The sequence below is a fragment of the Paenibacillus sp. FJAT-26967 genome (assembly GCF_001541095.1).
Classification (GTDB): Bacteria; Bacillota; Bacilli; order Paenibacillales; family NBRC-103111; genus Paenibacillus_F.
Genome location: NZ_LMXH01000004.1, coordinates 220,874 through 246,856, shown reverse-complemented (window position 1 = coordinate 246,856; position 25,983 = coordinate 220,874). Strand labels below are relative to the sequence as shown.

General features: G+C 51.3%; 26 protein-coding genes. 4 read left to right on the top strand and 22 right to left on the bottom strand.

Annotation, left to right across the window (positions count from 1 at the left end; genetic code table 11):
* Positions 1-82: 82 nt before the first annotated feature.
* From AR333_RS17535 to AR333_RS17515, 5 genes are all read right to left on the bottom strand, one after another.
* Positions 83-640: a glycerol-3-phosphate responsive antiterminator gene (locus tag AR333_RS17535; protein ID WP_068776662.1), complete on the bottom strand. Its 558-nt coding sequence runs from the start codon at positions 638-640 to the stop codon at positions 83-85.
* A gap of 25 nt (positions 641-665) precedes the next feature.
* Positions 666-1,349, bottom strand: coding sequence for an MgtC/SapB family protein (locus AR333_RS17530; protein WP_068776661.1), 684 nt, complete (start codon positions 1,347-1,349; stop codon positions 666-668).
* Positions 1,346-2,086, bottom strand: coding sequence for a glycerophosphodiester phosphodiesterase (locus AR333_RS17525; protein ID WP_367584683.1), 741 nt, complete (start codon positions 2,084-2,086; stop codon positions 1,346-1,348). The genes AR333_RS17530 and AR333_RS17525 overlap by 4 nt, the downstream gene beginning before the upstream one ends.
* A 253-nt stretch (positions 2,087-2,339) precedes the next feature.
* On the bottom strand, positions 2,340-3,014 hold the full coding sequence (locus AR333_RS17520) for a DUF1129 family protein (protein WP_253735896.1): 675 nt from the start codon (positions 3,012-3,014) through the stop codon (positions 2,340-2,342).
* Positions 3,011-3,331 carry a PadR family transcriptional regulator gene (locus AR333_RS17515; protein WP_068776747.1) on the bottom strand — a complete coding sequence of 107 codons (321 nt, stop codon included), beginning with the start codon at positions 3,329-3,331 and terminating at the stop codon, positions 3,011-3,013. Before AR333_RS17515 ends, AR333_RS17520 begins: the two co-directional genes overlap by 4 nt.
* Before the next feature lie 336 nt (positions 3,332-3,667).
* Here AR333_RS17515 and AR333_RS17510 point away from each other — a divergent pair, with 336 nt between their 5' ends.
* Together AR333_RS17510 and AR333_RS17505 are read left to right on the top strand one after the other, a co-directional pair.
* Positions 3,668-4,963 (top strand): hypothetical protein, encoded by a 1,296-nt coding sequence (locus AR333_RS17510; RefSeq protein WP_068776660.1) that lies wholly within the window; start codon positions 3,668-3,670, stop codon positions 4,961-4,963.
* Complete coding sequence (locus tag AR333_RS17505; RefSeq protein ID WP_068776659.1) at positions 4,960-5,502, top strand: hypothetical protein; 543 nt, start codon at positions 4,960-4,962, stop codon at positions 5,500-5,502. The genes AR333_RS17510 and AR333_RS17505 overlap by 4 nt, the downstream gene beginning before the upstream one ends.
* Positions 5,503-5,671: 169 nt before the next feature.
* On the opposite strand, the gene AR333_RS17500 is transcribed toward AR333_RS17505, so the two are convergent.
* Positions 5,672-5,872 carry a cold-shock protein gene (locus AR333_RS17500; protein WP_016423690.1) on the bottom strand — a complete coding sequence of 67 codons (201 nt, stop codon included), beginning with the start codon at positions 5,870-5,872 and terminating at the stop codon, positions 5,672-5,674.
* A 380-nt stretch (positions 5,873-6,252) separates the two neighbouring features.
* On the opposite strand from AR333_RS17500, the gene AR333_RS17495 reads away from it, so the two are divergent.
* Together AR333_RS17495 and AR333_RS17490 are read left to right on the top strand one after the other, a co-directional pair.
* The gene (locus AR333_RS17495) at positions 6,253-6,510 is read left to right on the top strand and encodes a GlsB/YeaQ/YmgE family stress response membrane protein (protein ID WP_068776658.1); all 258 of its coding nucleotides are present in this window, start codon (positions 6,253-6,255) and stop codon (positions 6,508-6,510) included.
* 245 nt (positions 6,511-6,755) lie between these two features.
* Entirely contained in the window at positions 6,756-7,217 is a 462-nt protein-coding gene (locus tag AR333_RS17490) for a DUF4385 domain-containing protein (RefSeq protein ID WP_068776657.1), read from the top strand.
* Between the two features lie 59 nt (positions 7,218-7,276).
* Here the strand turns inward: AR333_RS17490 and AR333_RS17485 are convergent, their stop codons facing one another.
* The 16 genes from AR333_RS17485 to AR333_RS17410 all read right to left on the bottom strand — a co-directional run bounded on the left by AR333_RS17485 (position 7,277) and on the right by AR333_RS17410 (position 25,922).
* Complete coding sequence (locus tag AR333_RS17485; protein WP_068776656.1) at positions 7,277-9,784, bottom strand: ATP-dependent DNA helicase; 2,508 nt, start codon at positions 9,782-9,784, stop codon at positions 7,277-7,279.
* A 242-nt stretch (positions 9,785-10,026) separates the two neighbouring features.
* Positions 10,027-11,814, bottom strand: a complete 1,788-nt coding sequence (locus AR333_RS17480; protein WP_253735899.1) for an ABC transporter ATP-binding protein — start codon at positions 11,812-11,814, stop codon at positions 10,027-10,029.
* A 154-nt stretch (positions 11,815-11,968) separates the two neighbouring features.
* Positions 11,969-13,849 carry an ABC transporter ATP-binding protein gene (locus tag AR333_RS17475; RefSeq protein ID WP_068776655.1) on the bottom strand — a complete coding sequence of 627 codons (1,881 nt, stop codon included), beginning with the start codon at positions 13,847-13,849 and terminating at the stop codon, positions 11,969-11,971.
* Positions 13,850-14,066: 217 nt separating this feature from the next.
* The gene (locus AR333_RS17470) at positions 14,067-14,687 is read right to left on the bottom strand and encodes a YitT family protein (RefSeq protein WP_068776654.1); all 621 of its coding nucleotides are present in this window, start codon (positions 14,685-14,687) and stop codon (positions 14,067-14,069) included.
* Between the two features lie 299 nt (positions 14,688-14,986).
* A complete protein-coding gene (locus AR333_RS17465; protein WP_068776653.1) occupies positions 14,987-15,598 on the bottom strand; it encodes a DedA family protein in 612 nt (203 codons plus the stop codon).
* Between the two features lie 345 nt (positions 15,599-15,943).
* Positions 15,944-17,125 carry an NAD(P)/FAD-dependent oxidoreductase gene (locus tag AR333_RS17460; protein ID WP_068776652.1) on the bottom strand — a complete coding sequence of 394 codons (1,182 nt, stop codon included), beginning with the start codon at positions 17,123-17,125 and terminating at the stop codon, positions 15,944-15,946.
* 23 nt (positions 17,126-17,148) lie between these two features.
* The gene (locus tag AR333_RS17455; RefSeq protein WP_068776651.1) at positions 17,149-17,577 is read right to left on the bottom strand and encodes a DUF1641 domain-containing protein; all 429 of its coding nucleotides are present in this window, start codon (positions 17,575-17,577) and stop codon (positions 17,149-17,151) included.
* 536 nt (positions 17,578-18,113) lie between these two features.
* Entirely contained in the window at positions 18,114-18,542 is a 429-nt protein-coding gene (locus AR333_RS17450) for a threonine/serine exporter family protein (RefSeq protein ID WP_068776650.1), read from the bottom strand.
* Between the two features lie 15 nt (positions 18,543-18,557).
* Positions 18,558-19,313, bottom strand: coding sequence for a threonine/serine exporter family protein (locus AR333_RS17445; RefSeq protein ID WP_068776649.1), 756 nt, complete (start codon positions 19,311-19,313; stop codon positions 18,558-18,560).
* Between the two features lie 61 nt (positions 19,314-19,374).
* Positions 19,375-20,064, bottom strand: a complete 690-nt coding sequence (rluF, locus tag AR333_RS17440; protein WP_068776648.1) for a 23S rRNA pseudouridine(2604) synthase RluF — start codon at positions 20,062-20,064, stop codon at positions 19,375-19,377.
* A 301-nt stretch (positions 20,065-20,365) separates the two neighbouring features.
* Positions 20,366-21,271, bottom strand: coding sequence for a diacylglycerol kinase family protein (locus tag AR333_RS17435; RefSeq protein ID WP_068776647.1), 906 nt, complete (start codon positions 21,269-21,271; stop codon positions 20,366-20,368).
* Between the two features lie 185 nt (positions 21,272-21,456).
* The gene (locus tag AR333_RS17430; protein WP_068776646.1) at positions 21,457-22,194 is read right to left on the bottom strand and encodes an ABC transporter permease; all 738 of its coding nucleotides are present in this window, start codon (positions 22,192-22,194) and stop codon (positions 21,457-21,459) included.
* A 1-nt stretch (position 22,195) separates the two neighbouring features.
* Positions 22,196-22,906 (bottom strand): ABC transporter permease, encoded by a 711-nt coding sequence (locus AR333_RS17425; protein ID WP_068776645.1) that lies wholly within the window; start codon positions 22,904-22,906, stop codon positions 22,196-22,198.
* Entirely contained in the window at positions 22,903-23,817 is a 915-nt protein-coding gene (locus AR333_RS17420; protein ID WP_068776644.1) for an ABC transporter ATP-binding protein, read from the bottom strand. The genes AR333_RS17425 and AR333_RS17420 overlap by 4 nt, the downstream gene beginning before the upstream one ends.
* Positions 23,818-23,877: 60 nt before the next feature.
* Entirely contained in the window at positions 23,878-25,245 is a 1,368-nt protein-coding gene (locus AR333_RS17415) for a sensor histidine kinase KdpD (protein WP_068776745.1), read from the bottom strand.
* A 2-nt stretch (positions 25,246-25,247) separates the two neighbouring features.
* The gene (locus AR333_RS17410) at positions 25,248-25,922 is read right to left on the bottom strand and encodes a response regulator transcription factor (RefSeq protein WP_068776643.1); all 675 of its coding nucleotides are present in this window, start codon (positions 25,920-25,922) and stop codon (positions 25,248-25,250) included.
* Positions 25,923-25,983 lie beyond the last annotated feature (61 nt).

Genomic DNA, 25,983 nt, shown 5'->3' with positions numbered 1-25,983 from the left:
CTCCAACCAAATGTATGAACTTGTTACAATCAGTTTACCATAGTCTGCATCTTGTTGGAAGCCGTAATGCCAATTTATATCATTATGCGTTAAAATGCTTCCATAAATTCATATCCGAAGTGGTTACAGCCGTCGCGCCGGCCGCCAGAGCGTTCTCGACATCATCCACGGTGCGGATTAGTCCGCCAGCCACCACGGGGATATTCGTGTTCTCCCCGACCTCCCGGATAATGTGCGGCATGACGCCTGGCAGCACTTCAATGTAGTCCGGCTTCGTGCGTTTCAGCAGCGCATAGCTTTTACGGAGTGCGCTCGAATCCAGAAGGAACAACCGCTGTATAGCCAGAAGCCCATTTTCCTTTGTTTTCAGAATGACGCTGGCACGCGTAGAGATCAAGCCCGTCGGCTTAATGTGCTGGCACAGATACTCCGTTGCGTACTCGTCATTCTTGAGCCCCTCCACGAGATCAACATGCAGCAGGGGCTTCTTTCCGTGCGATTTCGCAAGATCGACCAGACTTTTGAGCATACCGATATGACAATCAAGCAGTACGATGTACTCAAACGGAGAGAACAACAACTTCTCCAAATCCTTGATCTTGCGGACCGCAGGCAGGACCTTCTGGTTGTTAAATGGCATGAACCGCAGCTCCCTTACTTTTTAATTACGTGCTGATTGTTTCCACTTCCACCGCAACTACATCTTTGATTTTTTTGATTTTCGAATAGACGACGGTCGTTCGATGCCTTTCCGGTGCAGCCACAACCAGCTGAATTTGTTTCATTTCATCTTTTAAATCCTTGATTTTAATATGCTTCACTTTGATAAATTCCTGCTGCATCTCGTCAATAACATAAGACAAGTCACTATCCGAGGCTACGATGATCAGAATCGACAGATTCCGTTCACTGAGTTTCTTGGGCCCGAACCATTTGAAGAACAGCGGGACGATATTAATCGCCATAATAATAAGGAACACAGCCGTTGAGGCTTCTTTGTAGAATCCGGCTCCTGCCGCAATGCCGAGCGCCGACGCCGCCCAGACCATCGCTGCCGTGGTAAGGCCCGATATAATTTCATTGCTCCGGCGCAGAATGACACCGGCTCCGATAAAACCGACGCCGCTAATAATTTGTGCGGCCAGACGCATCGGGTCCATCGTGGTCAGTCCCGGCACTGCATACCGGTGAACGGATTCAATGGATACAATCGTAATCAGACAGCTGGCAACGGAGATAACCATGCTTGTTTTGAGACCGAGCGGTTTGTGCTTGAGCTGGCGGTCAATCCCGATGGCTGCACCGAGCAGCATCGCCATGCACAGCTTTTGTAAGAATATCAGGCTCATAAGTTTACGTTCCTATCGAGCAAATCTTTCAGTCTGGCAGGGTAATTTGTAATGATACCCGAGACATTTACATGAATCAGTTTGTGCAGCTCTTCTTCGGTGTTGGCTGTGTAAGGATAGACTTGAAGGCCGTGCTTGATAGCGTTCTCGACATCTTCCGCCTCAATTATCTGGTGATATGGATGAAGAGAGTATACGTCTACATCGAACGAGCGCGCGTAACCAACCGGATCCCACATCTTGTTGCCATACAGCAGGCCGATTCTGATTTGCGGCTCCATTTGCTTGATTCTCCGCAGGCACTTGTGATCGAAGCATGACACCACGACTTGCTGGAAGCAGCCGCGCTCACGCACGAAATCAACCAGCTTTTGCTCGATAGCGCCATCTACTTTCAGCTCTACATTAATCATGACAGATTCAGGTACAAGATCAAAGACTTCGCCAAGTGTTGGAATCTTCTCCCCTTTGTAGGCTTCACTATACCAGGAACCAGCATCCACTGCCTTAATTTCACTTAAGGACTTCGCCGAGATTTCTCCTTGACCGTCCGTTGTCCGGTCGAGTGTCGCATCGTGGATGACGATCAGCTCACCGTCAGCCGACAAGTGTATATCAAGCTCGATGGCCTCGCATCCCTGCTCGAGCCCCAGCTGGAAGGCCCCCAGCGTATTCTCGGGTGCCAGCCCCTTGGCTCCGCGGTGTGCAATAATGATAGGTTTACTTGCTTTCATCATATGAATAACTCCTTTCCCAGGCGGTGTTGTGACACGCCCCGGCGGGTAAAAGAAAAATCACATAAATTGCACAGTCTCCCGACCCGCAATTTATGTGACTCTCCTGTTCTCCGCCACATTTTATTAACTTGTTCTTATCATAGAACGGCTTCAACTTGCTGTCAACGGATTTTCCACCAATATTTCACTATTTAACCGACAGCTCATCCGGTTCCTTGCCGCAGGGTGACGAGTCAACAAGATTTTTCCTTATCTATTTCGCTCCAGACCGGAGCCAGAATTTCTGTCCGGCATAGCCAACTGCAAAAATTGCAATAGCTGCCCAAGGAGAGACGGAGAAGACCGGCAGGTAAGACTTCAGGAAGAATCCGGCTGCGACAACAGCAGCAATACTGACGATATAAATTAGAAGAAACAATACGTAGAATTTACGATTATGTTCTGTAAAAGCTGTTTTATTCATAAGGAGCATAACCAGCTTCACCAGCAGGAGTGAGGTCACAGCTACGGCCAGCAGGATAGTTAAGCTCATCTGATTCGAGTATCCGTCAGGCGTACCGGTTATGAGCAGCAAGAGGCCCATCAGGCCTTCAGCCAGAAACAGCCAAGTGACAGCGATCCATGGGATCATCACCAGCATGGACAACCGGCTCGCCATCTTCGGACGCGGCAGTTGAGAGACGAGTTCACGGCAATAACCGGAAGGGTCGCTGCCGAATACATCCTGAGCCGAGCGCCCTTCCTTCTGCGCCTGAATCAGATGAAGCAGCAGCTCCAGCAGCAGTTCCTCTCCGCGGCCGTCATCTATCCCGCTCGAACGGATATAGACAATCATATCCCCGTAATATTTTTTGTTCTTCGTATTCAACTGTCTTTGAAGTTGTGTATTGTGTGCAACCATTTCCCCAATATTCATTGATACGCTCATGCTTGCGTTCCCCCTGTTAGTATGTCATCCACGCTAAGTTTCATCCGGCTCCAATTATTCCGGAACTGCACCAGCACTTCTTCTCCCGAACCGGTTAGCTTGTAATACTTACGCGGAGGGCCGCCGGACTTCGAATCGGATTTCATATAGCCTTCTATCCATTCTTCCTTCTGCATACGCAGGAGCAGCGGATAAATGCTCCCCTCGCTCACAAAATCAAACCCGCTATTCTGTAGTTTTTTGGATAGCTCATATCCGTACACTTCATCCTGCGAAATAATCATCAGAATACAGCCTTCCAGGATACCTTTGAGCATTTGCGTATACGTCGACAAACAGTTCACCACTCTTCACTATATTCCGGTAACTATATTGCATTACAAGCTAGTAATATAAAAAAGGACGAGGACCTTCCCTTCACCACACTACCGATAACTACCTTGTTATATAAGTTAGTCTATCCACTGTTTCAAGTTTTGTCAATCAGCCATCAGCCGCCGCCCCTAAAACTATTGTTTTTGTTTCATTTTTTCTCTTTATGGGTATGCAATTCAGAACTTATCATTAGAGGAGAAAAGGGGATGAAACCGCATCATATATCGTCCGTAATAGAATTTTTACATAACGAGAAGCCGACAAGGAGGAATTTCCCATTGGATGATGCGTTATCAAATTATAAGCTCGTACAAGAACGAAGCGATCGGAAAATGAATCCTTTTTTCTGGATTCTTACCTTTGAATGTATGGTTATCGTTCTGCTCGCAGGAACCGCTATCGCGGCTGGTCCCGTATACTGGACCTTTACCTCCGGAACCGCCTGGTCTTTCATTTCTTTACTTCTAATTCTGCCGGGTCTGTGGTTAGTCCGGTTCTCGTTCCGAACGCTGAAAGCAGCCGTCTGGAAAAACAACCATTTGAATGAGTACAAGCTGTATGAGAATGAAATCCGCTTTGCTTATTATGAGGGAGTTGCCCGACGGGAAGGTTCCATCTCTATGAAAGAAATTAACCGTGTATATGTGGGCTATTATATTGCGCCGAGCCATTATGCCTATGAGCCAAAAGTGCGCTGGAAGAAGCAACTACCTACCTTTGAGGTTCTTCCCATGCTCTTCATCCGGTACCAGCAGGCGGCTCAAACGAGAGTCTTGCAAATTCCTTTCCACAATCTGATTGAGATGAAAAAATGGCTGAAATACTTCGGCAAGCTAAAGATGCCCGTCTGGGCAACCGACCTTCTTTTGGCCGAAAGAACCGAGGAAGAGCAGCTGCTTTCCTTTGATCGGGAGGAAGATGCAAGACCCTTCAGTGTGGAGGACAAAGGCTTCAGCAAAAGACTCGATTCGATTATGAAAGAGCTCGATCTGAAGCGCCGGGAAAGATTAGGACTGGTTGCCCCGCGGGAAAAGACCGCAGCTGCAAAAACCAGGCGGGGCAAGGCCTCCGGAGGCAAAGTTAGTGCTCCTGTCTCGGCTTCCGGCGGACTGCGGAGAACCACTACCCACCGGCCGGGTCCCTACGGCAAGCAGAACCGCGACAGCTGGAAGCTCTCTTCCTTCTTCATCTTCGGTCTCTTGTTCGGCTCGCTGCCCCTGCTCGTTCTAATGGTGATCGAAGGCAGGATACATCCGGAGAATATGGGCATCTCACTCCTTTTCCTGCTTGCAGCAGGCGCAGTCTATTTCCTTCTTGCGGAGCGGCTGCGATTCATGCTCGCCCTGCGATACTGCATAATCGCCTTCATCGGCTGGGTCATGACCGGGGCTATGATGCCGCAGACAGACGAAGGCATCGGATCGCTTTTTTATGAAAATGCGGTAGGGGCCGCTCTCCTGCTTCCGTTTACGATATGGCTCCCATTCCTGCTCATCTGGCTCGTACGGAAGTATATACCGGCCACAGATGAGCATGGCCAACCATCCAAACTAGAGGGGAGAAAAGCCGAATGAATTTAGTGCTGGATATGTTTGCATCCAAGTGGCATCTGATTACACTCGGTCTGATCCTCCTGGCTATCACTTCCCTCTATATCGGAGGTTATGACAAAAGAACGATTCTTCGCAGCGGGGGCGGTGCCGCTCTTCTTCTGTACATCATTACGACCATTCCAATCGCAGTTATTTCTTATGAGATCCATGACCAAGAGCAGAAAACAATCGCTCAGATGGATCTTCACTACAACGAACGGGCTAACGATGCCCAGCGAAAAGGAAAACCCTTTGAGGAGAATAACAAGCTCGCTGCGGGTACTTTTGCTTTCTGGGACGACACATCCGCCGATATTCTAATTTATGCAGGAAACTACAGCGATTCCTATACATTCCGAGGCAAGCTGCTGGTAACTACCCTGAATAAGGAAGGCAAGAAAATTCATGAAAAGACATACGATAACGTCGTGTTGAACCCGAATGAGAAGAAACAAATAGATAAAGTCTATTCCAGCCAGGAATTGGACAGTTATACGTACACGTTCACACCGGAGTCTTAAGAGAAAGTTCCTTGGTGGCACAAAAATTTAAAACCCTCAATCCTGAACAGGATTGAGGATTTTGTAAAAAATCAATCTAAGCGGCCATTGTAGACTAGCCGTAAATTTCCTCGGATAAAACAAAGAAGCTGTTCACAACATAAAGTTGTGAACAGCTTCTCTTAGCTAATTACAGTTTTACAACGTTCTCAGCTTGTGGTCCACGGTTGCCTTGAACAACGTTGAACTCAACGCGTTGTCCTTCGTCAAGGGATTTGAAGCCTTCGCCTTGGATTGCGGAGAAGTGTACGAATACATCGTTGCCGCCTTCAACTTCGATAAAGCCAAAGCCTTTCTCAGCGTTGAACCATTTAACTGTACCTGTTTGCATGTGTGTTACCTCCAAAAATTAAATTTAACATGTTCTCTTTATTCTTAAAGCAAATAAAAATTCACATATTATAAAAGGCTCCATCGCACAAATGTTAACCCTTTATAATAAGTGAATCCAGGTTGACATATACTCGATTGATTTCATCTTATCATAGCCAATTGTGAAAGGCAAGTTATTTTCCTATTTTGAGATGCATTTTTTTGGAAATAAAAATGCTTTCATATAATACATTGTAAAATCGTACTGTAGAAGGTTTCCTCGCAACAATCTTTTTGTAGTAACTTTCTCCAACCTGATTAAAGTAACAAGATCGAGGTTAATACTAAACAACCACGAGTTACAACAAAAAAACATCGGAACAATAGGAGGTAGTTAGAATGAGTTTCTTATGGTCTTTAATTATCGGTGGTATCATCGGTTGGTTAGCTGGAATGATTATCGGGAAAGATATCCCAGGCGGCATTATCGGTAACATTATCGCTGGTTTCCTGGGTGCTTGGCTTGGCGGCCTGCTGCTTGGCAGCTGGGGTCCCGAAGTCGGCGGTTTCTATTTCTTCCCGGCTTTGATCGGCGGTATCGTGCTCGTATTTATCGTGAGCCTGATCCTTCGTTCTATGGGAAGTAAAAGAGCGTAACGTATAGGATGAAGAAAAGGATCGTCTGAGGGAAAACCCTGAGACGATCCTTTTTTTTGCGTTCAAATGTCCTTCTCCGTGCCCCATCCCGATTCCGGCGCCTGCCCTGATTACTATCCGCTTCTTGCGATCCCGTCAACGACAATTCTAATGCTTTTTCTATACAAAATGTACGTAAGCTGTGTCCCAATGCCTGCCTATCCGGGTAATAATTTGTTAAACAATCTTCGTAAAGGAGCAGCACCATGGCTAAAAAATTTGATTATTCGCTGGACTACGAGCAGCTGGATCTGCGCAAACACCCCGAACTGTATACAGTAGGGCGCGGTGAGCAGGGAGTATTGCTTGTGCAGCCCTATAAAAGTGAAATCCTGCCCCACTGGCGCTTCAAAACACCCGCAATTGCCGAAGAATCATCCAACAAGATTTATGAGCTATTTCTTAATTATAAGAAAGAAGGCGACTTTATCGGCATGGATATGGCTAGAAAGTTTCTGCAGATGGGCTATACGCGCGCAAGACGCTATGCCAATCACAAGGGCGGACGCAAATATTCGAAGAAGGACGGCTCGATTCTGCCTTATCAGAATGATGAAGTGAAGGCTGAAGCCGCTGCGATCTTTAAAGCAAAATGGGAAATCGCTAAAACCGATGAAGATTACAAGAAAATGAAGCAGCTTCATCAGCAAAAATTCGAACAGGAATAAGGCCGGACAGACAAACAGCCGCTGCTCCAAGGGCTGCTGAATTTTGATAACACACTCTTCTAATAATGAACGGTAAAATGCCGCCATTCCGGGGGCAGAAGAGCCTGATAACGCTTCTGTAAGAAGCGGTCATCCACCAGCACGAGCGTACCGTAGTCGTTCTCCGTCCTAATCAGCCGCCCGCCTGCCTGCATCACTTTGTTCATTCCCGGGAATACATATGCATAATCAAAACCGCTGCGGCCTTCGAGGTCAAAATGCTCCTTGATCCTATCCCGCTCCGGTCCGATCTGAGGCAGGCCGACGCCGACCACTACTACCCCCGTTAAACGTTCTCCCCGAAGATCAATTCCTTCGGAGAAAATCCCGCCCATCACAGCAAAGCCGATCAAGGTGCGGGGAGAGTCTTCCTGAAAAGCAGACAGGAAGCTCTCTCTCATCTCTTCGGACATAAACGGCTCCTGAACGAGCATGTCCAGATCCGGAGCAAGCCGGAGGAGCTGGCTCCGGCTGCCGCCCTCCTCCTGGAGCGGAGCCTCGGTATCCCGCGGTTCCGCCTCTTCACTCAGATGCGGAAGAGACGCGCCGGAGGGCTCCGTTTCAGAAGGAGCTTCGTCCCGGTCCCCGGGCGCATTGCCCAATTTATCCGGCAGCGACGCTTCTAGCCGGACGCTGCCTTCTTCATGCCGGACAGCTTCGGCATAAGGGCTGCTGAACAGCGCCGCCACCTCCCTCATGTAATCGTAGGAGGGAAAGAAAATCAGGTAATTACCAGGCTTGTCGCGAAGCAGCCTGTTCAGCATCCCGACGATCGGTTCCAGGGACTTCTCACGATCCTTGTAGCGGGTGGACAGCGGCTCGATCCAGACGTCGAGCTGCTCCTGCCGGAACGGCCACGGAATCGCGATGGTGTAATCGTCTTCTCCGCCCCCCAGCATATCCATATAATACGAGAATGGGGCAAGCGTGGCGGAGAAGTAAATATGCGAGCGGAAGCCTCTGCCCATATGAGCCAGCAGCAGCGAAGGATCCAGGCACATCAGCTTGAGCCGCACGTCGTTCTTCTGCAGCTCCGCCAAGGTGACGAACTTGTCGTCATAGTACTTGGCTGTGCGCAGAAACCTCTGTGCGGTGAAGAACATGTCCAGCAGAAGCTCTGCATCACCGGCTCCTGAGGGCGCGGCGAGCTCTCTTTCCGCATGCTGGACAAAAGCTTCCAGGAGCGGCAGAAGCTCCTGCGGCAGCTCCTTCAGCACGGCGCTGCGCTGCTCGCCGCAGGCTTTGCGGAAGGCGATGAAATAGTCATTCACCGCCTTCGCCGCACCGGACACACCCGGGCTCCTTTCCTTGAACTCTCTGCGCAGCTGCAGGAACGGAGCTTTGGTAAGCTCGGCCGAGAACATCTCGCGGCCCCGGTCGACCAGATTGTGCGCTTCATCAATCAGCAGCACCGTCTGCTTTTTGAGCTCCTCCGGCATTCTTTTCAGAAACACCTTCGGGTCAAAAATATAATTATAATCGCAAATAACGGCATCGGCCGCGTAAGCCGCATCCAGAGAGAATTCAAACGGACACACCTTGTGCTTGCGGGCGTATGTCTCAATCACGGTACGGTTCATCTGTGTCTCATGCTTCAGCATATCCAGAATAGCCCCGTTGACCCGATCGTAATACCCCTCGGCAAACTCACACGATTCTTGACTGCACAGTCCTTCCTCACGGAAGCAGATCTTGTCCTTGGCCGTCAGGGTGACGACTTTCATCTGAAGCCCCTGGGCGTTCATAAGAGCGAAAGCATCCTCAGCGGCCGTTCTTGTCAGCGTCTTGGCCGTCAGGTAGAAGATCCGCTGCAGAAGCCCTTCACCGATCGCCTTGACGGAAGGAAACAGCGTCGAGATCGTCTTGCCTGTTCCTGTCGGGGCATTGGCAAATAACTTCCGTTCCTCGGCAATGGTCTGATAGACTGCGCCGGCGAACTTACGCTGGCCTTCCCGGTAGGTCTTATAAGGAAATGCCAGCTCCTTAATGCTGAGGTCTCTCTTCCTGCGGTTGCGAAGCTGCATGTCCGCATACGGCGCATAACGCCTGACAGCTTCCAGCACCGCAGCTTCCAGTTCTTCAAGAGACAGGACCCGGACATACTGCTGTTTCTCATCGGTCCCCACCTGCACATAGGATAACTGGACACGCATCTGTCCAAGCCCCTCCTGACTGGCATACATGTAAGCGTAGCAGTATGCCTGCGCCCAGTGGACGGGATACCGGTTCTCCTCAATCAAATGAGGGTCGCCTGCCGATGATTTAATTTCATCTATGGTGATCTCATTCCCGTCGAAAAGCAGGCCGTCGCATCTGCCCTCCAGGACAAATACCATTTCTCCATAAGGAATTTCCATTTGCAGAAAAACTTCCTTCTGGTCCTGCTCTCCGTAAGTCTGCTGTACTTTCTGGTGAGCCTTCGTTCCTTCCGTCAGCGCGGTGGCGGTCCGGAAGCCCGTTTCTATACTGCCGCTGCGATAGGCATATTCCACTAAAGCTCTTACTGAGATTTTAATAAGATCAGACATACCCTCACCTGCCGGAATTCGGTTATCGCACGCAGCGCGGCTCTAGTGCAGCGAACGTGCGTTCTTTGCAGTATTATAGCATGTGGGATCGCCTTAACCCAACCTCATCAATGGGTGCCCGCGATGCCTGTGCCGAATCATTGCATCCGGCAGCAAGTTCTATACGCAATAAAAGCTCTCCCGGTCCCGCATCATAGCGACGCGCGGAAGAGCTTTTATTGCGTGCGTGTTTTCGTGTATACCTATTCCGCCGCCATATCCACGTTCTTGAACTGGTTATAGAACATCCGGTAATACGTTCCCTGCTCCTGTATAAGCGGGTCATGCGCACCCTTCTCTACGATCTGGCCTTTGTCGATCACCATGATCGTGTCCGCATCCCGGATCGTATTCAGCCGATGCGCGATTACAAAGCTTGTCCGCCCCTCCATCAGCTTAAGCAGCGCATCCTGGATGTGAAGCTCTGTGCGGGTATCGATGCTGCTGGTCGCCTCATCGAGGATCAGGATCGACGGCTTGGCCAGAATGGCCCGTGCTATTGCCAACAGCTGCCTCTGCCCCTGACTCAGGTTGCCGCCGTTCTCAGCCAGCATTGTCTCGTACTTGGCAGGCAGCCGGTTGATGAACACATCTGCGTTGGCCATAGCCGCAGCCGCTTCCACTTCCGCATCAGAGGCCCCGGGTCTGCCGTACTTGATGTTCTCCTTGATCGTCCCGGAGAACAAGTACGTATCCTGCAGAACAATTCCGAACGTCCTGCGCAGACTGTCGCGGGTGTATTCCCTGATATCGCGGCCGTCAATCAGGATGCGGCCCCCGGTCACATCGTAGAACCGGGTCAGCAGGTTGACGATCGTCGTTTTACCCGCTCCAGTCGGTCCCACAAGCGCGGTGCTGCTTCCTGGCGCCGAATCGAAGCTGATATTCCGCAGGATCGGAACGTCCGGACGATAGCCGAAGCTGACATTTTCAAAAACCACGTGCCCCCTCGAATTGTTCAGTTCCACAGCTCCAGCCTTGTCTTCCTGCTCCTCACGCTCGTCAAGCACTTCAAAGACACGTTCGGCTCCGGCTACACCAGACTGCAGAATGTTGAAAATATTAGCCAAATCATTCAAAGGCCGCACGAACTGACGGGAATAACTGAGGAAGCTGGCTATGACTCCAACCCCGATTTCCCCGCGGACTGCCAGCAGCCCGCCTACGAGTGCAACCGCAACGAACCCGATGTTGTTAATGACGTTAAGTAAGGGCATCAGAAAACCCGAGCGGATCTGCGCCTTGAGCCCAACCTCGCGCAGCTTCCCATTCACTTCCTCAAACTCGGCAATCGCTTTCTCCTCATGGTTGAACGCCTTGACCACCTGCAAGCCGGAAATCGTTTCTTCGATATGCCCGTTCAGTTTGCCGAGCTCAACCTGCTGCTGTCTGAACAGCACGCTGGTTTTCTTCGTAATGGTACGCGTCAGCACAAACAAGATCGGCACCGTAATCAGACTGGCGAGCGTCAGCAACGGACTCAGCACGAGCATCATCACAAGAGAGCCGATTATCGTAATGACCCCGCTCATTAATTGAGTCGTGGACTGCGAGATTGTGCTGCTGACATTATCAATATCATTGGACAGTCTGCTCATCACTTCCCCATGAGGCCGGGTATCGAAATACGAAACCGGGAGCTTCTGCAGTTTCTCAAAAAGCGCTCCGCGCAGACGCATCACAATCCGCTGCGACACCCCAGCCATGAGCCAGCCCTGGAGGAAGGTGAGTACGGCATCGGCCGCATAAGCGGCAGCCAGCACGATGACCAGAATCTCAAGCAGGCCGAAGTCTACCGTACCGTCTGAACCGGACATGGCATCTACCGCGGACCCGATCAGATAGGGCCCGACCAGAGTTAATCCGGAGCCTGCCAGGATAAAGAGCGTGATCAGCGTCAGCAGCTTGCGTTCTTTGCCGAAGTACGCCCAGAGCCTGCGCAGCGTTGCTTTAAAATTTTTGGGTTTCACGACCGGGCCTTTGCCCCTCATGCCCCCGTGTCCTAAACCGGGGCGGCCCGCACTGCCGGGAGGACTGCCTGGAGTGTTCGAAGCGCCTGGGTTTCCCGGATGCTCTGAACTGCCCGGATGCCCGGCAGAGGGATTCACCGGGCCTCTTACGGAGTTTTCCTTGGAACCGGACATGCTAATCTGCCTCCTTTCCCATTTGAGACCGGAAGATTTCTTGATACACCCTGCTGCCCGCCAGCAGTTCATCATGCTTGCCCATGCCTACAATTACGCCGTCATCCAGCACAATGATCTTGTCCGCATCCATAACGGAAGTGATTCGCTGGGCAATCAGCAGGCAGGTAAGCCCCTGTGCATACTGCTTGAGGGATGCCTTGATTCTGGCTTCTGTCGCAGCATCCACGGCACTGGTGCAGTCATCCAGAATCAGGATATCCGGCTTGCGCACAATAGCCCTTGCAATCGACAGCCGCTGCTTCTGCCCGCCGGAGAAATTGACCCCGCCCTGTCCGAGCCTCGTCTCGTAACCTTCCGGGGAAGCGTCGATAAACCCGTGCGCCTCGGCCATCCTCGCGGCCTGCTCTATCTCCGCCGCAGTGGCGTCTTCCTTGCCCCAGCGGAGGTTGTCCGCCACCGTTCCCGTGAACAAGACCGTTTTCTGGGGAACGACCGCTATTCTCTCCCGCAACTCCTGCGGGTCCAGCAGCGTGACGTCCACTCCCCCCACTTTGACACAGCCCGAAGCAGCGTCATAAAAGCGCGGGATGAGACTGACCAGCGTGCTCTTGCCCGAACCGGTCGAGCCGATGATGCCGACCGTCTCCCCGGGCAGGCACGAGAACGTAATGTTCTTCAAGACGGGATCGCCGGACGATCCCTCATAAGCGAACGTGACGTTCTCGAAGTCGACCCTGCCTCCCGCCGCAGGTTCTGCATCTTCGTGCAGTTGGGCAGAACCCGGGGCGGCTCCAAGGTGCCGTACGCTTCCGGCAGCCGGTTCTGAGCCTCGTGTCTGGATAGCAGCTTCTTGAGTGCTGCCGTTCTTGGCGGCAGTTGTCCCTGCGCCGCTATCTATTTTGCCAGAATGAACATGGATTTCTTCCAATTCCACTGAATTCCCCTGGGAAAATACTTCGGCAATCCTGCCGGCTGAAGCTCTGGCACGCACAAACATATTGAACACCATCGAGATCAGCATCAAAGAGAACAAAATTTGTGTCATATAATTAACGAAGGCGATAATATCTCCCGCCTGCATCTGGTTCTGGTCCACCCGGAGGCCTCCCAGCCAGAGTACGGCGACAATTCCGAAGTTCACAGTCAGTATAATACCCGGGTTAAAAACGGACATGACCCGCATTGCGGTCACAGAACGGTTCTTGTATTCCGCGTTGGCTGCACCGAACTTATCCACCTCGTAATCAAAGCGGTTGAATGCCTTGACCACCCGGACCCCGGATAAATATTCCCGCATCAAGCCGTTGACCTTGTCCAGCGCATGCTGGACTTTAATAAAGTACGGGAACCCGATTTTCATATTAAGTGCGATCAGCAGGGCGACCACGGGAACAACGACGACGAGAATAACAGCCAGCGGCGGATTGAGCCGGGAGGCCATAATGAGGCTGCCGATACAGATCAGCGGGGCTTTGACGAACACTCTCATGAGCCCGTTCACAAACATCTGAACCTGCGTGACATCATTAGTCAGCCTGGTTACCAGCGAAGCCCGGTCGAATTTGTCGATATCCGCAAAGGAGAGCGACTGGATCTTGCGGAACAGATCGGATCTCAGCTCCGCGCCGAAATTCTGCGACACGTGACTGGATACGACATTACGGATAGACGCCGATGCGGCTCCAAGCGCAGTAATGAGCAGCATCAGGCCGCCGATTTTCCACACATAGTCCATCCTCCGCTCAGCGACACCCACGTCAATAATGTGGGCCATCAGAGTCGGAAGCATCAGGTCGCACAGTGCCTCAAGCGTCAAGAATGCGACCGCTACACTGAACGGCTTCCAATACTTGCGTATGTATTTTCCATCAATAGGCATTCTTATCCCACACCCCGTCTCACTCAGCTGAACTGTAATAAATTGCGTGCATTCCCTTCTTCCAACATACTCCTATGTTCTTTAAAAGTCACTAGCTTTGCACTCTATTGAATCGCAAAATCCAGCAAGGCACCCCGTCTGTACACAACCACTGAACCTAAGATGAGATTAAAAAAGCCTGTCCTTCCGGAATATTTTCCGCTGGACAGGCTTAGATTCAAGATGCATCCCCGGAATTCCGGGTCCGGTGAAATAAGAGGAAGATAAACATATTGATCAGCGGTCCCAGCAGAGCGACACTGATCAGGGTCCCGAAGCTGATCGGACCTTTTGCCAGCAGAGCAAGAACGAGCCCCAATATCTCCGTTAAAGTTTTGGCAGCGCCGACGCTCCAATTGAGCTTCTTGTTCAAAGCCAGCGTTAAATCATCGTGCGGAGTTCTGATCGGCACCTTGGTATTCAAATAAATGGCAATGCCCATTGCTAGCACAAGCAGACCTCCCAGAAAGGCTCCATACTTGGCAAACGGCTGCACGGGATTTAAGGACGTAAGGACGTACCCGTTGAAGAAATCAATCAGCGAGCCGACAAGCACAACCGGAATAAAGTTCAACAATTGAGGATAGGTCCGCTTAACGGCAGCCGCAATGAGGATAAGGATAAAGCCTACAATAAAAACCCAGGAGCCGATGGTCAAGCCGATCTGCTGCTGGAGGCCGACATTCAGTGCATCCCAGGGTGCGGCGCCGACATCAGCTCTGATAATCATGACAACTCCGAAAGATATGAGCGCCATGCCCAGAATATAAGAAGCGATTTTGGAAGCAACTTGTCTCATATTGAACTCCTATCGTCGGGGTCTGGTAAGTAGAGAAAAAGAAGTTACGCACGGACTCACGGGTAATTGTGCTTCACCTCGGCTATGCCTGTCAAGAGGAACAGCTGTGGTACATCAGCGGGCGGCTGTAATCCATGAGACGGAAACCTGTATGTGCCCCTTTCTTTCCTCTCGGAGATCTTAAAGGCTGAAATTGAGGTCGTCGGCACCGAACTTCACATCCGGGAAGCTCCTAAACAAAGCAGCCTCCTTCTATGAAAGGGGCTGCTTTTTCATTCGTTCTATAGGCAGTCAGGCATTTACTGTTTTTTAAACCTTTTCTTCAGGAACACGGCTGCGCCTACAACTACAATAAGAGCTATTAGTGCGTAGACGATGTTAGAGTAAATATCCATGTAATGAACGATTGTTTCCCATGAAGCTCCGACCGCGGCGCCGACGTTAACCAGAACCACGTTCCAGATTAGCGAGCCCAAGGTAGTCAGAATAAGGAAGGACGAAAAATTCATTTTGGTTGCGCCCGCTGGAATCGAAATCAAGCTTCGGATCAGCGGAACAAGCCGGCATAGGAAGACTGCCCATACGCCGTATTTTGTAAACCAGTCGTTCGCCTTATGAATATCTTCTTTCTTCAAACGAAGGATCCGACCATACTTTTCTACGATAATTTCTAATCTGCGGACTTCCAGGATACGACCGACTCCATAAAGGATCACCGCTCCTATGACCGATCCCAGCGTAGCTGCAATCACCACACCGGTCACACTGAGACTCGTGTATGTGGTCATAAACCCGCCCAATGTCAGGATAATCTCGGATGGGATAGGCGGAAACAAATTCTCAACGGCAATAAGAAAAAAGATACCAAAATACCCGAACTGCTCCATGATTTCTGTAATCCAGGACTCCAAATACACCACTCCTTTACAACTATAGACGAACCAAATCCGATAAAGTCAGCGCGGCCCCATCTTTATTATAGATACGTTCCAATCAGGCAAGCTGTAAACAATTATGTAAACCGCTTAAATAACCGACTCTAGAAAAGATCATAACGGAATTATGCGCCGGGGTCCACTTTGTTTAAATAATCTAAGCCGCCGGATATACACATTCAGATTCCTTATAGGGAGACCAGCTAGTTTTATCTCATATAAAAAAGCTCTCCGAACGATCATTACATGACCGTTCGGAGAGCTTGGAAAGTTCATCCTGCCAGGCACAAGCGGCAGGTTCGCAAGAAGGGTTGGCCGGTTCTAGTAAGCCAGTGCGAACAGGCCTTTAATGTGCGACAGGTAACGGATGTTACTTGCTTCCTTCATGAGGGAAGCAGGCAGACCCTTCAGGCGGGTCTGGTTAGCACCGATCGAACCGATCGCATCTTTACGGCCCAGACTTCCGAGCGTACCGGAGAATACAGGAGTAAAGCTGTCCATTGGAGCGCCGTTGAAATGTGCGAACAGGTTGTAGCCGATTGTCTCACCCATCTGCCAAGCGAGCTGTGCAGTTGGAGGGAACGGACGCTCAGCACCTGCAGGGAATACCACCGCGCTGTCGCCGGCTACGAATACATCCGGGTGCGAAGTGGATTGCAGGAACTCGCTGACGGTTGCGCGGCCGCGGTTTACTTCGATACCGCAGTTCGCTACGACGGAGTTACCTTGAACGCCGCCCGTCCATACGAGCGTGTTCGTTTCGATTGTGCTGCCGTCTTTGAGAGATACAGTGGATTCCTGCATTTCCGTAATGGCAACACCCGTCAGGAACTTCACGCCGCGCTTCGAAAGGCTGGTTGTTGCGCGCTCGATCAGTTCAGGCGCGAAGCCCATGAGAATGGAAGGAGCCGCTTCTACGCAGTACAATTCCACTTCATTGAAATCAACGCCTTTGCTGCGGCACAGGCCAGGAAGCATATCAGCCAGTTCGCCGACCAGTTCGATGCCTGTCAGACCGCCGCCGCCGACAACGAAAGTTGCGTCCGCTTTGTTCTTGGTCTTGCTGTAGGATTCGATGCAGTCTTCCACGTGCTGGCGGATTTTGTTCGCATCGTTAACCGATTTCAGCGTGAAGCTGTGCTCTTGCAGTCCCGGAATTCCGAAGAATGCCGTTTCACTGCCCAGAGCGACAACAAGTGCGCTGTAATCGAACGATTTGCCGTTGGACAGAACGACACGCTTCTCGTCCGGGGAAATCGTCTCAACCGTTCCGATCTCCAGATTAATATCTTTACCGCGCAGAAGTTTCTCCAAAGGCAGGGCAACTGCTTTCTCAGACAGATTGCCTACAGCCAGACGGTGCAGCTCGGTAATAATTTGGTGAGTCGGAAAACGGTTTACTACCGTAATCGTAGCTTCTTCAGCCGATAAGTGTTCACGGGCCGACAATGCGCTAAGCAAGCCGCCGTATCCGCCACCTAAAATCAAAATATGCTTCGACATTATTCATCCTCCGTTCTTGTTTCTTATGAATTGCGCTGGTTCTGTTTATCTGCTTGAATTTCCAGGAATGCTTGCACGAAGCGGAAAGATTTTTGTACTGTCGGATCTTTCAGCATTTTGAGCAGACCGAAAAGACCGATTGTGGAAGTCTCTGCCTGTGCGCGGTCACCAGCTTCGATCGCAGATGCTGCAACACCTTTGGCTTTCTCTGTAATCGGCTTAACGAATTCTTGCATGCCACCTTTTAAATCATCGATCAGAACTTGGTCCGTTGCAACGCTTTGGGCCAAATCGTAAGCTTTTGTCATAATCGTAACCATTTCGGCCAATTTAGGCAGGTTCTCAACGAGAACAGTCAAGGACTCCTGAACCTCTGGCTGCATCAACTGATCAAGGACATCCTTGGGCTGCTTTTCGATAGTACCTGGGGTTTGAGCGGATGTTTCTGACATAAGTTAACGTCCTCCTTTACATTGAAATAGAAGCCCGTTTATTTTTCGATCCCTGCTAGTCGCGGCACACGTCTTCTATCTCCGCATAAGTTTCCCAAATTAACATAAATGTAATCTCAATCACCGTAGGATTGTAACATTTTTCACATAAAAGGAAAAAGAGTTGCAATCAGCTATCTGGGAGTGACGAGCTCATTTCTTAACAAGGTCGGGAGTAAACAGGTCGAAACGGAACTCTACATACCCCCTATTATACTCCTGTGATGCAAAAAGGAGAAAAGCATTTTTTTGTAGTTGTGAAGGATTTGTGACAAAAATCACTTCTTTTCTCACCTTTATCTCCTAAAGAAGGCATGAAAGCTTATTAATCCCTCGTTTTCCTTCTTTTTATCTGCCAAAAATGCCGGAATTCCGACAAACTGTTGTATTGGAACATACAGTTCCCTCATTCTGCGTGACGTTTAGGAAATGCCGAAAAGCCCGTCAGCCTGAGGCTGCGGACATGTCTCCTACATGTCTCCTTACAACACGTGTGTTTACAGCTTGGACCTGCGGATCAACTGGTTCATGACCTCCGAGAAAATAAGGCCGACGGCGATGGCTCCTGAAATCAGGAAAGCTTTGGCCGCAAGCTGAACGGCGATATTGTAGTCATTCTCCACAAAAGAACGCATGGCATCATACGCCATTCCGCCGGGAACCAAGGGAATGATGCCGGATACGCTGAACACGATGATGGGAGTCTTGTAAATTTTGGCGAAAAGCTGGCTGATAACCGTCACGAAGAAGGCTGCCGCCAGCGTCCCTATCACGGCATCCATATGCTGTCCGTTCACCAGTACGATGTATAGGAACCAGCCCATCATACCTACGAAGCCGCACTGGAGCAAGGTGTTGCGCGGGACATTGAAGATGATCCCGAAGGCTGCGGAGGCAATATAGCTGGTTACAAGCTGCTCAAGCATCACATGATTCCTCCGTCAATAAAATGAAAACACGATGGCAATACCCGCTCCGATAGCGAAAGCCGTCAGGAAGGCCTCCGCTCCCTTGGACAAGCCCGAGACGAGATGGCCCGCCATCAAGTCCCTCACCGCGTTCGTGATTAACAACCCCGGAACGAGAGGCATGACGGAGCCAATGATGATTTTGTCCAGTTCTTGCCCGAGACCGGTGTAGACGAATAAGGAGGACAGCAGCCCGATAATGAAGGACGTCAGAAACTCGGCGAAGAACTTGATCTGCACCAGCCGGTGAAAATACAGCACGCCGGCAAAGCCGATACCGCCGGTTACGACAGCCGGCAGGAAATCGGCCCAGCTTCCCTGGAACATGATCGTGAAGCAGCCGCTCGCAATAGCGGCCGACGCGATCTGCAGCGGGATCGGATAGGCCCTTCTGCTGGCGTCCACTTCCTGCAGACGGGCGTATGCCTGCTCCAGGGTAATCTCGCCGCTGCTGAGCTGGCGCGAGATGGCGTTCACGTGCGTGACCTTATGCAGATTGGTCGACCGTTCGGAGATCCGCACCAGCTTGGTGGGATCGGAGCCGTCGATCGAGAAGATAATGCCTGTCGGGGTCACGAAGCTGTGGGAGTGAAGAACTCCGAAGGAGGCGGCGATCCGAGTCATCGTATCCTCCACCCGGTAGGTTTCCGCTCCGCTTTGGAGCATGATCTTGCCCGCGAGGAGGCATACGTCGATCATGCGGTAGGTCTGACTAGGCGCTTGTTCCATCCTGCACCTCTTTCTAGTGGTAATAAAGACACATGCACTCATGCTGCTGCAGTCAGGCCCGTTATTTTAAAAGTCCGGTCAGTTTATTGAACTCATCCTCTGTCAAATCTCTCCACTTGCCTTTGGCGATTCCATCCAGCTTGATATTCATAATCCGTATCCGCTGCAGACGCGTAACCTGATAGCCGAAAGCCTGACACATCCGGCGGATCTGCCGGTTAAGGCCTTGGGTCAGGATAATGCGGAATACATGATCACTGATACGCGTTACTTTGCAAGGCTTCGTCTTCGTTCCGAGAATGCGGACTCCCGTAGACATCCCTTGGATGAAAGAAGCCGTGATCGGCTGCTTGACCGTCACAATGTACTCTTTCTCATGATTGTTCTCTGCACGCAGAATCTGATTCACGATGTCTCCGTCGTTCGTCATCAGGATCAACCCTTCGGAATCTTTATCTAGCCTTCCAATCGGGAAGATCCGCTCGGGATGACGAACATAATCGACAATATTGCCGGCGATATGACGCTCGGTTGTGCATGTAATGCCGACGGGCTTATTAAGCGCGATATACACGTGCTTCTTCTTCGCGCCGAGAGGCTTGCCGTCGATTTTTACCTCGTCCCCGGCTTCTGCCGTGCTGCCCAGCTCCGCGACGACTCCGTTGATCGTGACCCGTCCGGCCTGAACGAGTTCATCGGCTTTTCTCCTGGAACAAATTCCGGTTTCGCTAATAAATTTATTGATTCTCATGAAGCTGTCCCTTTCTCCGCGCCTGGTATATGGCCCTGCCTTGATTTGGTTGGTTTATATGCCTGTATTGTACCATATCTATGTGTAAATCGTTGTATTCTGAATGGATACATTATCGTCGGTCCGTTTTAATTGACCATTTGTTAAATATCTCGAATAGACGCATAGATCGGTATACCCTCCGCAAGCTTCTATAGAAGATTACGGGCCTTCCTTCCGAAAAAAAACCTTGCTCTATGAACAAGGTCCTTTCCTTCATCTCTATTATTCCGTTATCGCATATTCCGTTATTGCGTTTCCTTCAAATTAACCCCGGTCCGTCTTCCCCAACCAGGAAGGTCAGCCTTTTTTCCAATAACGAAATACTCACTGGGGTATTCAAGTAAATTTCACCGTCCGTGTCCGCTTGCATACTCCGGTCGGTTGACAGGGTAAGCTCCTTGGTGCGGATAAAATCAAAGCTGCTTGAGTGGGCGTCCCATTCCCGGAAGCTCTTGATTTTAAACAGCTCTTTCAAAAGCGGCAACCCCGCTTCACGGATAATGGCAACGTCCAGTATGCCGTCAACCAGCGCATCCGCATCCAGCGGCAGAGGCTGAGTTCCGAGGAAACGGCCATTGGCCACAAAAATCATGACGGCCTCGCCTTCTACAGCACCCCCATCGTACTTCAAAGAGAATCGGAAAGGGTCCGCTGAAGTGACAGTCTGGAACGTACTGATCAAATAACTCAGCTTCCCTAACTTTCCTTTCAGCTGCGGATTAATATTCTCGGAAGTATCCGTTATGAGCCCAACTCCCAGGAAGTTGGAGAAATACCGGTCATTAACCCGGCCGATGTCCACGGCACGCGTAGTTCCCTGCATCAAGGCTTGCGCGGCCTGATCCAGTGTCTGGGGAAGATTCAGCGCCCTGGAGAAATCATTACATGTCCCTCCCGGCAGAATCCCTACCACAGGAGGTGACGCAAGATCTGCCAAACCGTTGACGCATTCGTGCACCGTACCATCCCCGCCAAGAATGAATACCACATCGAATTCTTCGCCCCGCTCCGCGCAGATCCTCTCTGCATCGCCAGGCTTCTCTGTCTGCACCAGAACCAGCTCCCCCACACCTGCCGCCAAAGACCCGATTACCGCCCCGAGTCTGTTATCCGTCTCATCCTGGCCCGCATTTCCGTTATGGATCAGAATTGCCTTCTTAAACATATCAGCCTCGCCCTCCTTAGCTCGCTTCACTCTTCCTAGGATGTACTTACCCGTTAGAAGCATTCTGGATCACTTGCAAGGAAAGAAGAATAGAAGACATTTCACTCAGAACCAATTTGATCCTTCCTGGTCAGCAGCCCGGAAAAGCAAGCATGGATTTACTTTTGGGTTGCATTCGACAGGCTCTATATCTCTTTGCGCTGAAAATAAGCAAGCCCCGCTGCGAAGAAGAGCACAAATCCCCCTGCGATTACATACAACAGCGTATCCAGACTAGTATGCAGCGCACCGAAGCTGTCGTCCCTGGCCGGCAGCATAGCCAGAAAAGGCTGCACCCACGGATAGAAAGGCCCGTACTTCTCCGAATTGGCTACGAGGATATTCGGCAGCGTGAAGATCACATTCAGCGCGAGTGGAGTCGCGAAGCTCGCCCAGGCCACGGACACCCAGAGCTGAAGCGCTGCAAGCGGCAGAGTGGCGAGCCAGCCTCCGAACACCGGCCACAGGATCTGACTCCACGGAATCGGCCCTCCGAAGCCCCTGGCGAAGCCTGCGCTCAGCAGCCCCCCTAACAAAAGCAGCTGGGAAGCGGCCAGCAGCAGCATAACGATCAGAAATTTCGCAATAAATAAGTGCGAACGGGATACCGGCAGGGACAGAATCTGCTTCCAGCCCCCTCCGGTATGCTCATAGCGGCATACAAAGGCCGCGAAGACGCCGGTAAGCAGCGGCAGAAACAACAGCGCATGGATAAGCGCCATGTTGCTCAGCAGCAGAACCCATTCGATTTGCGGTGTACTGCGCTCTGCGTCCAGCATCCCCCCCAGTGAAGCCAGGACGGGCGAAACGAATATGAGCAGCCAGATATTGCTTTTGCGCAGCTTCAGCCATTCCGCTCCCAATACCTTGCCAAAAGCCGTCATCTCAGTTCACATCCTGTCTGTTGAATTGGGTAAGGCCTGCACAAAATACGACGGCACCGAGGGCAAGTCCCATCCATACGGCCTGCTCCGGACCTGCTTGCGTGAGCAGCAAAGGCCACTTCCAGAAGAACCAGTCCGGAGCATTGGCACCGAACAAGCTGAGTACGGTTCCCAGAATGCCCACGGTAAGCGGAATAGCCTGATTTTTAATAGTAATGGCAAGCCACAGCTGCAGCGTAAGAATCGGCGCTCCGGCAAGCAGTGGGAAGAAACTGATGCGCAGCAAATCCGTCACAGGGAAATTCCAGCCGTAGTTTAGCGCGCCTCCCAGAAGAATAGTGCATACAGCCAGCACAAGGCAGGACACCACCAGCAGAATGAAAATCAGCAGCAGCTTCGCGGTAAAAACACTGAACCTCGTGACAGGCAGAGCCAGCAGCTGCTTCCATGCATTCGTCTGATGCTCGTAGCCTGCAATCATCGAAGTCAGCAGCGCCATTCCGAGCAGCAGGGCAGGAGCTGCCATAAACTGCACGTTGGACAACACGCCTCCCCACAGGTCAGCCTCATACTCCTTGGTCAGGTAATCATAGCGGAGGAAGAAGTTAACGGCCTGCAAGCCTACAGCTCCGATCGGGCCGAGAAACACCAGGAACCAGACCAGGGTCCTCCTGATTTTGATAAAATCCGCGGCCAGCACTTTGACGGTCATAAACTGCTCGCCTCCCCCACCAAATCGAGGAATACATCTTCAAGCGATTTCTTCATCTCCTCTACCCGGTAGACGGAGTGACCTGCCTCTACGAGCCCCGCAACGATATGGGCGATCTTCTCGTCGGGCGCCTGCTCCAGCAGCAGCGAGGAGTCCTGCTGCGCCGCGAAGCAGCCTGCGGAGGCGGCAATGCGGACCGCTTGCTGAGGGTCGCTTACGGCGATGCGGATCTGCCCTCCGGCCCGCAGCCTCAGGGCATTGATGGAATCTTCGAAGATCATCGAGCCTCCACGGATGATCCCGACCCGGCTGGCCATCTGGTCCACCTCGCTCAGCAGATGGCTGGATACCAGAACGGTGACGCCGTACTGGTCCGGCATGCTCTTGATCAACTCCCGCATTTCGAGAATACCTGCGGGATCGAGACCGTTCGTCGGCTCATCGAGAATGAGCAGATCAGGATTCCCGAGCAGGGAAGCCGCAATGCCGAGCCGCTGCTTCATGCCCAGGGAGTATCCCTTCACGGCCCGCCCCGCCTCCTTCGTGAGCCTCACGATAGCGAGAACTTCATCGATCCGCGATTTCGGCACATTCAGGATGCGGCGGATCGCTTCAAGATTCTCATAAGCGGTCAGATGCCCGTAGTAGGACGGGTACTCGACCAGCGACCCGACCCTGCGGAGGATCGGCAGCTTATCTTTACGCAGATCTTTGCCGAACAGATGAACGGTTCCTTTTGTAGGCCGTATCAATCCGAGCAGCATGCGGATTGTTGTGGTTTTACCGGCTCCGTTCGGTCCCAGAAAACCGTAAATATCTCCTTTGCGGATTTGGAGATTGACGTTATCGACCGCTTTTCTCGCTCTATAATGTTTGGATAATCCATAAGTCTGTATGACCATGTCATTCATGTCACCATCACCTCGCCTTTATCCTAACGGGCGGAGGTTAAAACGAAAGGTTCCTGTTGGTTAAGTTTTGTTTAAATCCGTGCCTGTTATATAGACTTTCGTGCCCTGCGGAGTACTGACGATATCCCATTCCAGGCGCATTTCTTTAATCATCATGGCCACGATGGTCAGACCGATCCCCGCTCCTTTCCCGGACGAAGGAGTACGCATACCCGGACCGCGATCCTGGATAACGAGTGCGGTGCGCCCTTCCTTCACTTCGGTGCGCAGACAGACATAGCTGCCCGATTTGGCATGGCGCAGGACGTTCTGGAAGATATTATCCAGAATCCGGTTGAACCACTGGGGATCGATGTTCCAATACAGCGGCTCCTCCGGCAGCTGCACATCTACCTCGAATCCATCCTCTTCCAGAACCGGATACCACCCGGCTGCGGAAGTCCTCATAAGCCGGATCACATCCGTCTTGACCGGCGTAAGCGGGTATTTACGCGCGGAAAGCAGCGTATAAGAGAGCAGATTATCGATCAGCCGGTTCAAATCGTCGGATTTGGTGCCGATCAGCGCCAAGGAAGCTCTTCCCTGCTCCGACAGCGGCTCTTTGTCCAGCGTATAAGCATGGCTGCGGATAATGGTCAGCGGTGTCCGCAGATCATGCGACAAGTTAGCGATGAGCTGCTTACGCAGCCCCTCTTCCTCGCGCTCGCGCTGGCGGCTGGTCGTGAGCTCTTCGATCATCCGGTTAAACGCCAGCTCCAGCTGGCCGATTTCATCCATTTTGCGGATGGTAATGGAGTGCGGAATATCCTTCCCTTCCGGCAGCGCCATCGCTTCTTCCAGGCGGACCAGGCGCCTTCGTATTTTATAAAAGAACAGCCATGAGACAAAGAGAAACAAGAGAAAGATCGCAAGAATAATGACCATGACATATTTCTGTGAATAAAACGGATCTTCGGATTTCATAAGCGTCCGCGGAATCTGAATCACCATAAAGCCCTGCTCCGGGTCCTGTCCGATAAACGCGACTACGGTGAAGGGATCTTTTTCATAACTTTTTTTCATAAACGCTATCCCGTCGTCAAAAGACCACTGCTTCGGAAGATCCGTGCGCTCCGGTAGAGCAAGACGTGAAGAACCCGAACCATCCACCCAGAAAAAATCCGCTTTCGGAAGCTTTTCCTTGTAGGTGCGAAGCTCCTGATCCAAGGTCTCAGGGCTTGCCCCGCTTAACTTCTGCGCCTCCTTGTGCCACCACTCTTCGATTCTGTCACCGTGAGCATAGGGGTTCGGCTCGTAGGCCTGATCCCGGTTCACCGTCTCTGGCAAATAATACACCAGTGCCGCAAGCGGAAAAATAAAGGGCCAAATCAGCATCGCCAGAATGACAATCGCCAAATATTTGACGAGCAGGGAGTGACGCCATTTCATCTTCATAATTTCACCCGGTAGCCAATGCCTCGGATGGTCTCCACAATCTCCGGCTGTCCGGGATCACGCTCGATTTTCTCCCGAAGGTAACGGATATGAACCATCAGGGACTTATCTCCATCAATAAAAGGCTCTCCCCACACGCCTTCATACAGCTGCTCTTTGGTCAGAATTTGGTTAGGGTGCCGCAGAAAGTACATAAAAATCTGAAACTGTTTGCCCGTAAGCATGATTTCCTCGTCCGTTCTCGAATCTACGATCCGGTTCTCTTCCATGTACACCTTCAAATGATGAAGCTGAATCATAGGGGCCGACAGCTTGCCCGCTCTGCGCAGCAGAACCTCCACTCGCGCGGCAAGTTCATCGGGATGGAACGGCTTGGTTACGTAATCATCGGCAAACTGCAATCCCTGAAGCTTATCATCGATAGCTGTCCTCGCAGACAGCATAAGGATAGGCGTATCGGGATAAGTTTTCTTCATCCGCTGTCCGATAGAGAAGCCGTCGAGTCCCGGCAGCATGACATCCAGAATAACCAGGTCGCTCCGCTCCCAGTAATCGGCCGCCTTGTCTCCGGAGGTGAGCCAGATGACGTCGTAGCCCCGCTCTGTCAAGTGGCCGTCTACCCATTTGCCTATCTCGGCATCGTCCTCTATGTATAGAATTTGTTTATTCATTGCCTCCGGTTCTCCTTCCACTTTCTTCCCAATTATATATCCGTTACTTTACAAAGACATC

Excerpts from the sequence above, each read along its gene's own strand:
- AR333_RS17535 (WP_068776662.1), bottom strand. The coding sequence starts at position 640 with ATGCCATTTAACAACCAGAAGGTCCTGCCTGCGGTCCGCAAGATCAAG.
- AR333_RS17530 (WP_068776661.1), bottom strand. The coding sequence starts at position 1,349 with ATGAGCCTGATATTCTTACAAAAGCTGTGCATGGCGATGCTGCTCGGT.
- AR333_RS17525 (WP_367584683.1), bottom strand. The coding sequence starts at position 2,086 with ATGATGAAAGCAAGTAAACCTATCATTATTGCACACCGCGGAGCCAAG.
- AR333_RS17520 (WP_253735896.1), bottom strand. The coding sequence starts at position 3,014 with ATGAGCGTATCAATGAATATTGGGGAAATGGTTGCACACAATACACAA.
- AR333_RS17515 (WP_068776747.1), bottom strand. The coding sequence starts at position 3,331 with ATGCTCAAAGGTATCCTGGAAGGCTGTATTCTGATGATTATTTCGCAG.
- AR333_RS17505 (WP_068776659.1), top strand. The coding sequence starts at position 4,960 with ATGAATTTAGTGCTGGATATGTTTGCATCCAAGTGGCATCTGATTACA.
- AR333_RS17500 (WP_016423690.1), bottom strand. The coding sequence starts at position 5,872 with ATGCAAACAGGTACAGTTAAATGGTTCAACGCTGAGAAAGGCTTTGGC.
- AR333_RS17495 (WP_068776658.1), top strand. The coding sequence starts at position 6,253 with ATGAGTTTCTTATGGTCTTTAATTATCGGTGGTATCATCGGTTGGTTA.
- AR333_RS17490 (WP_068776657.1), top strand. The coding sequence starts at position 6,756 with ATGGCTAAAAAATTTGATTATTCGCTGGACTACGAGCAGCTGGATCTG.
- AR333_RS17485 (WP_068776656.1), bottom strand. The coding sequence starts at position 9,784 with ATGTCTGATCTTATTAAAATCTCAGTAAGAGCTTTAGTGGAATATGCC.
- AR333_RS17480 (WP_253735899.1), bottom strand. The coding sequence starts at position 11,814 with ATGAGGGGCAAAGGCCCGGTCGTGAAACCCAAAAATTTTAAAGCAACG.
- AR333_RS17475 (WP_068776655.1), bottom strand. The coding sequence starts at position 13,849 with ATGCCTATTGATGGAAAATACATACGCAAGTATTGGAAGCCGTTCAGT.
- AR333_RS17470 (WP_068776654.1), bottom strand. The coding sequence starts at position 14,687 with ATGAGACAAGTTGCTTCCAAAATCGCTTCTTATATTCTGGGCATGGCG.
- AR333_RS17460 (WP_068776652.1), bottom strand. The coding sequence starts at position 17,125 with ATGTCGAAGCATATTTTGATTTTAGGTGGCGGATACGGCGGCTTGCTT.
- AR333_RS17455 (WP_068776651.1), bottom strand. The coding sequence starts at position 17,577 with ATGTCAGAAACATCCGCTCAAACCCCAGGTACTATCGAAAAGCAGCCC.
- AR333_RS17450 (WP_068776650.1), bottom strand. The coding sequence starts at position 18,542 with ATGCTTGAGCAGCTTGTAACCAGCTATATTGCCTCCGCAGCCTTCGGG.
- AR333_RS17445 (WP_068776649.1), bottom strand. The coding sequence starts at position 19,313 with ATGGAACAAGCGCCTAGTCAGACCTACCGCATGATCGACGTATGCCTC.
- rluF (WP_068776648.1), bottom strand. The coding sequence starts at position 20,064 with ATGAGAATCAATAAATTTATTAGCGAAACCGGAATTTGTTCCAGGAGA.
- AR333_RS17435 (WP_068776647.1), bottom strand. The coding sequence starts at position 21,271 with ATGTTTAAGAAGGCAATTCTGATCCATAACGGAAATGCGGGCCAGGAT.
- AR333_RS17430 (WP_068776646.1), bottom strand. The coding sequence starts at position 22,194 with ATGACGGCTTTTGGCAAGGTATTGGGAGCGGAATGGCTGAAGCTGCGC.
- AR333_RS17425 (WP_068776645.1), bottom strand. The coding sequence starts at position 22,906 with ATGACCGTCAAAGTGCTGGCCGCGGATTTTATCAAAATCAGGAGGACC.
- AR333_RS17420 (WP_068776644.1), bottom strand. The coding sequence starts at position 23,817 with ATGAATGACATGGTCATACAGACTTATGGATTATCCAAACATTATAGA.
- AR333_RS17415 (WP_068776745.1), bottom strand. The coding sequence starts at position 25,245 with ATGAAATGGCGTCACTCCCTGCTCGTCAAATATTTGGCGATTGTCATT.
- AR333_RS17410 (WP_068776643.1), bottom strand. The coding sequence starts at position 25,922 with ATGAATAAACAAATTCTATACATAGAGGACGATGCCGAGATAGGCAAA.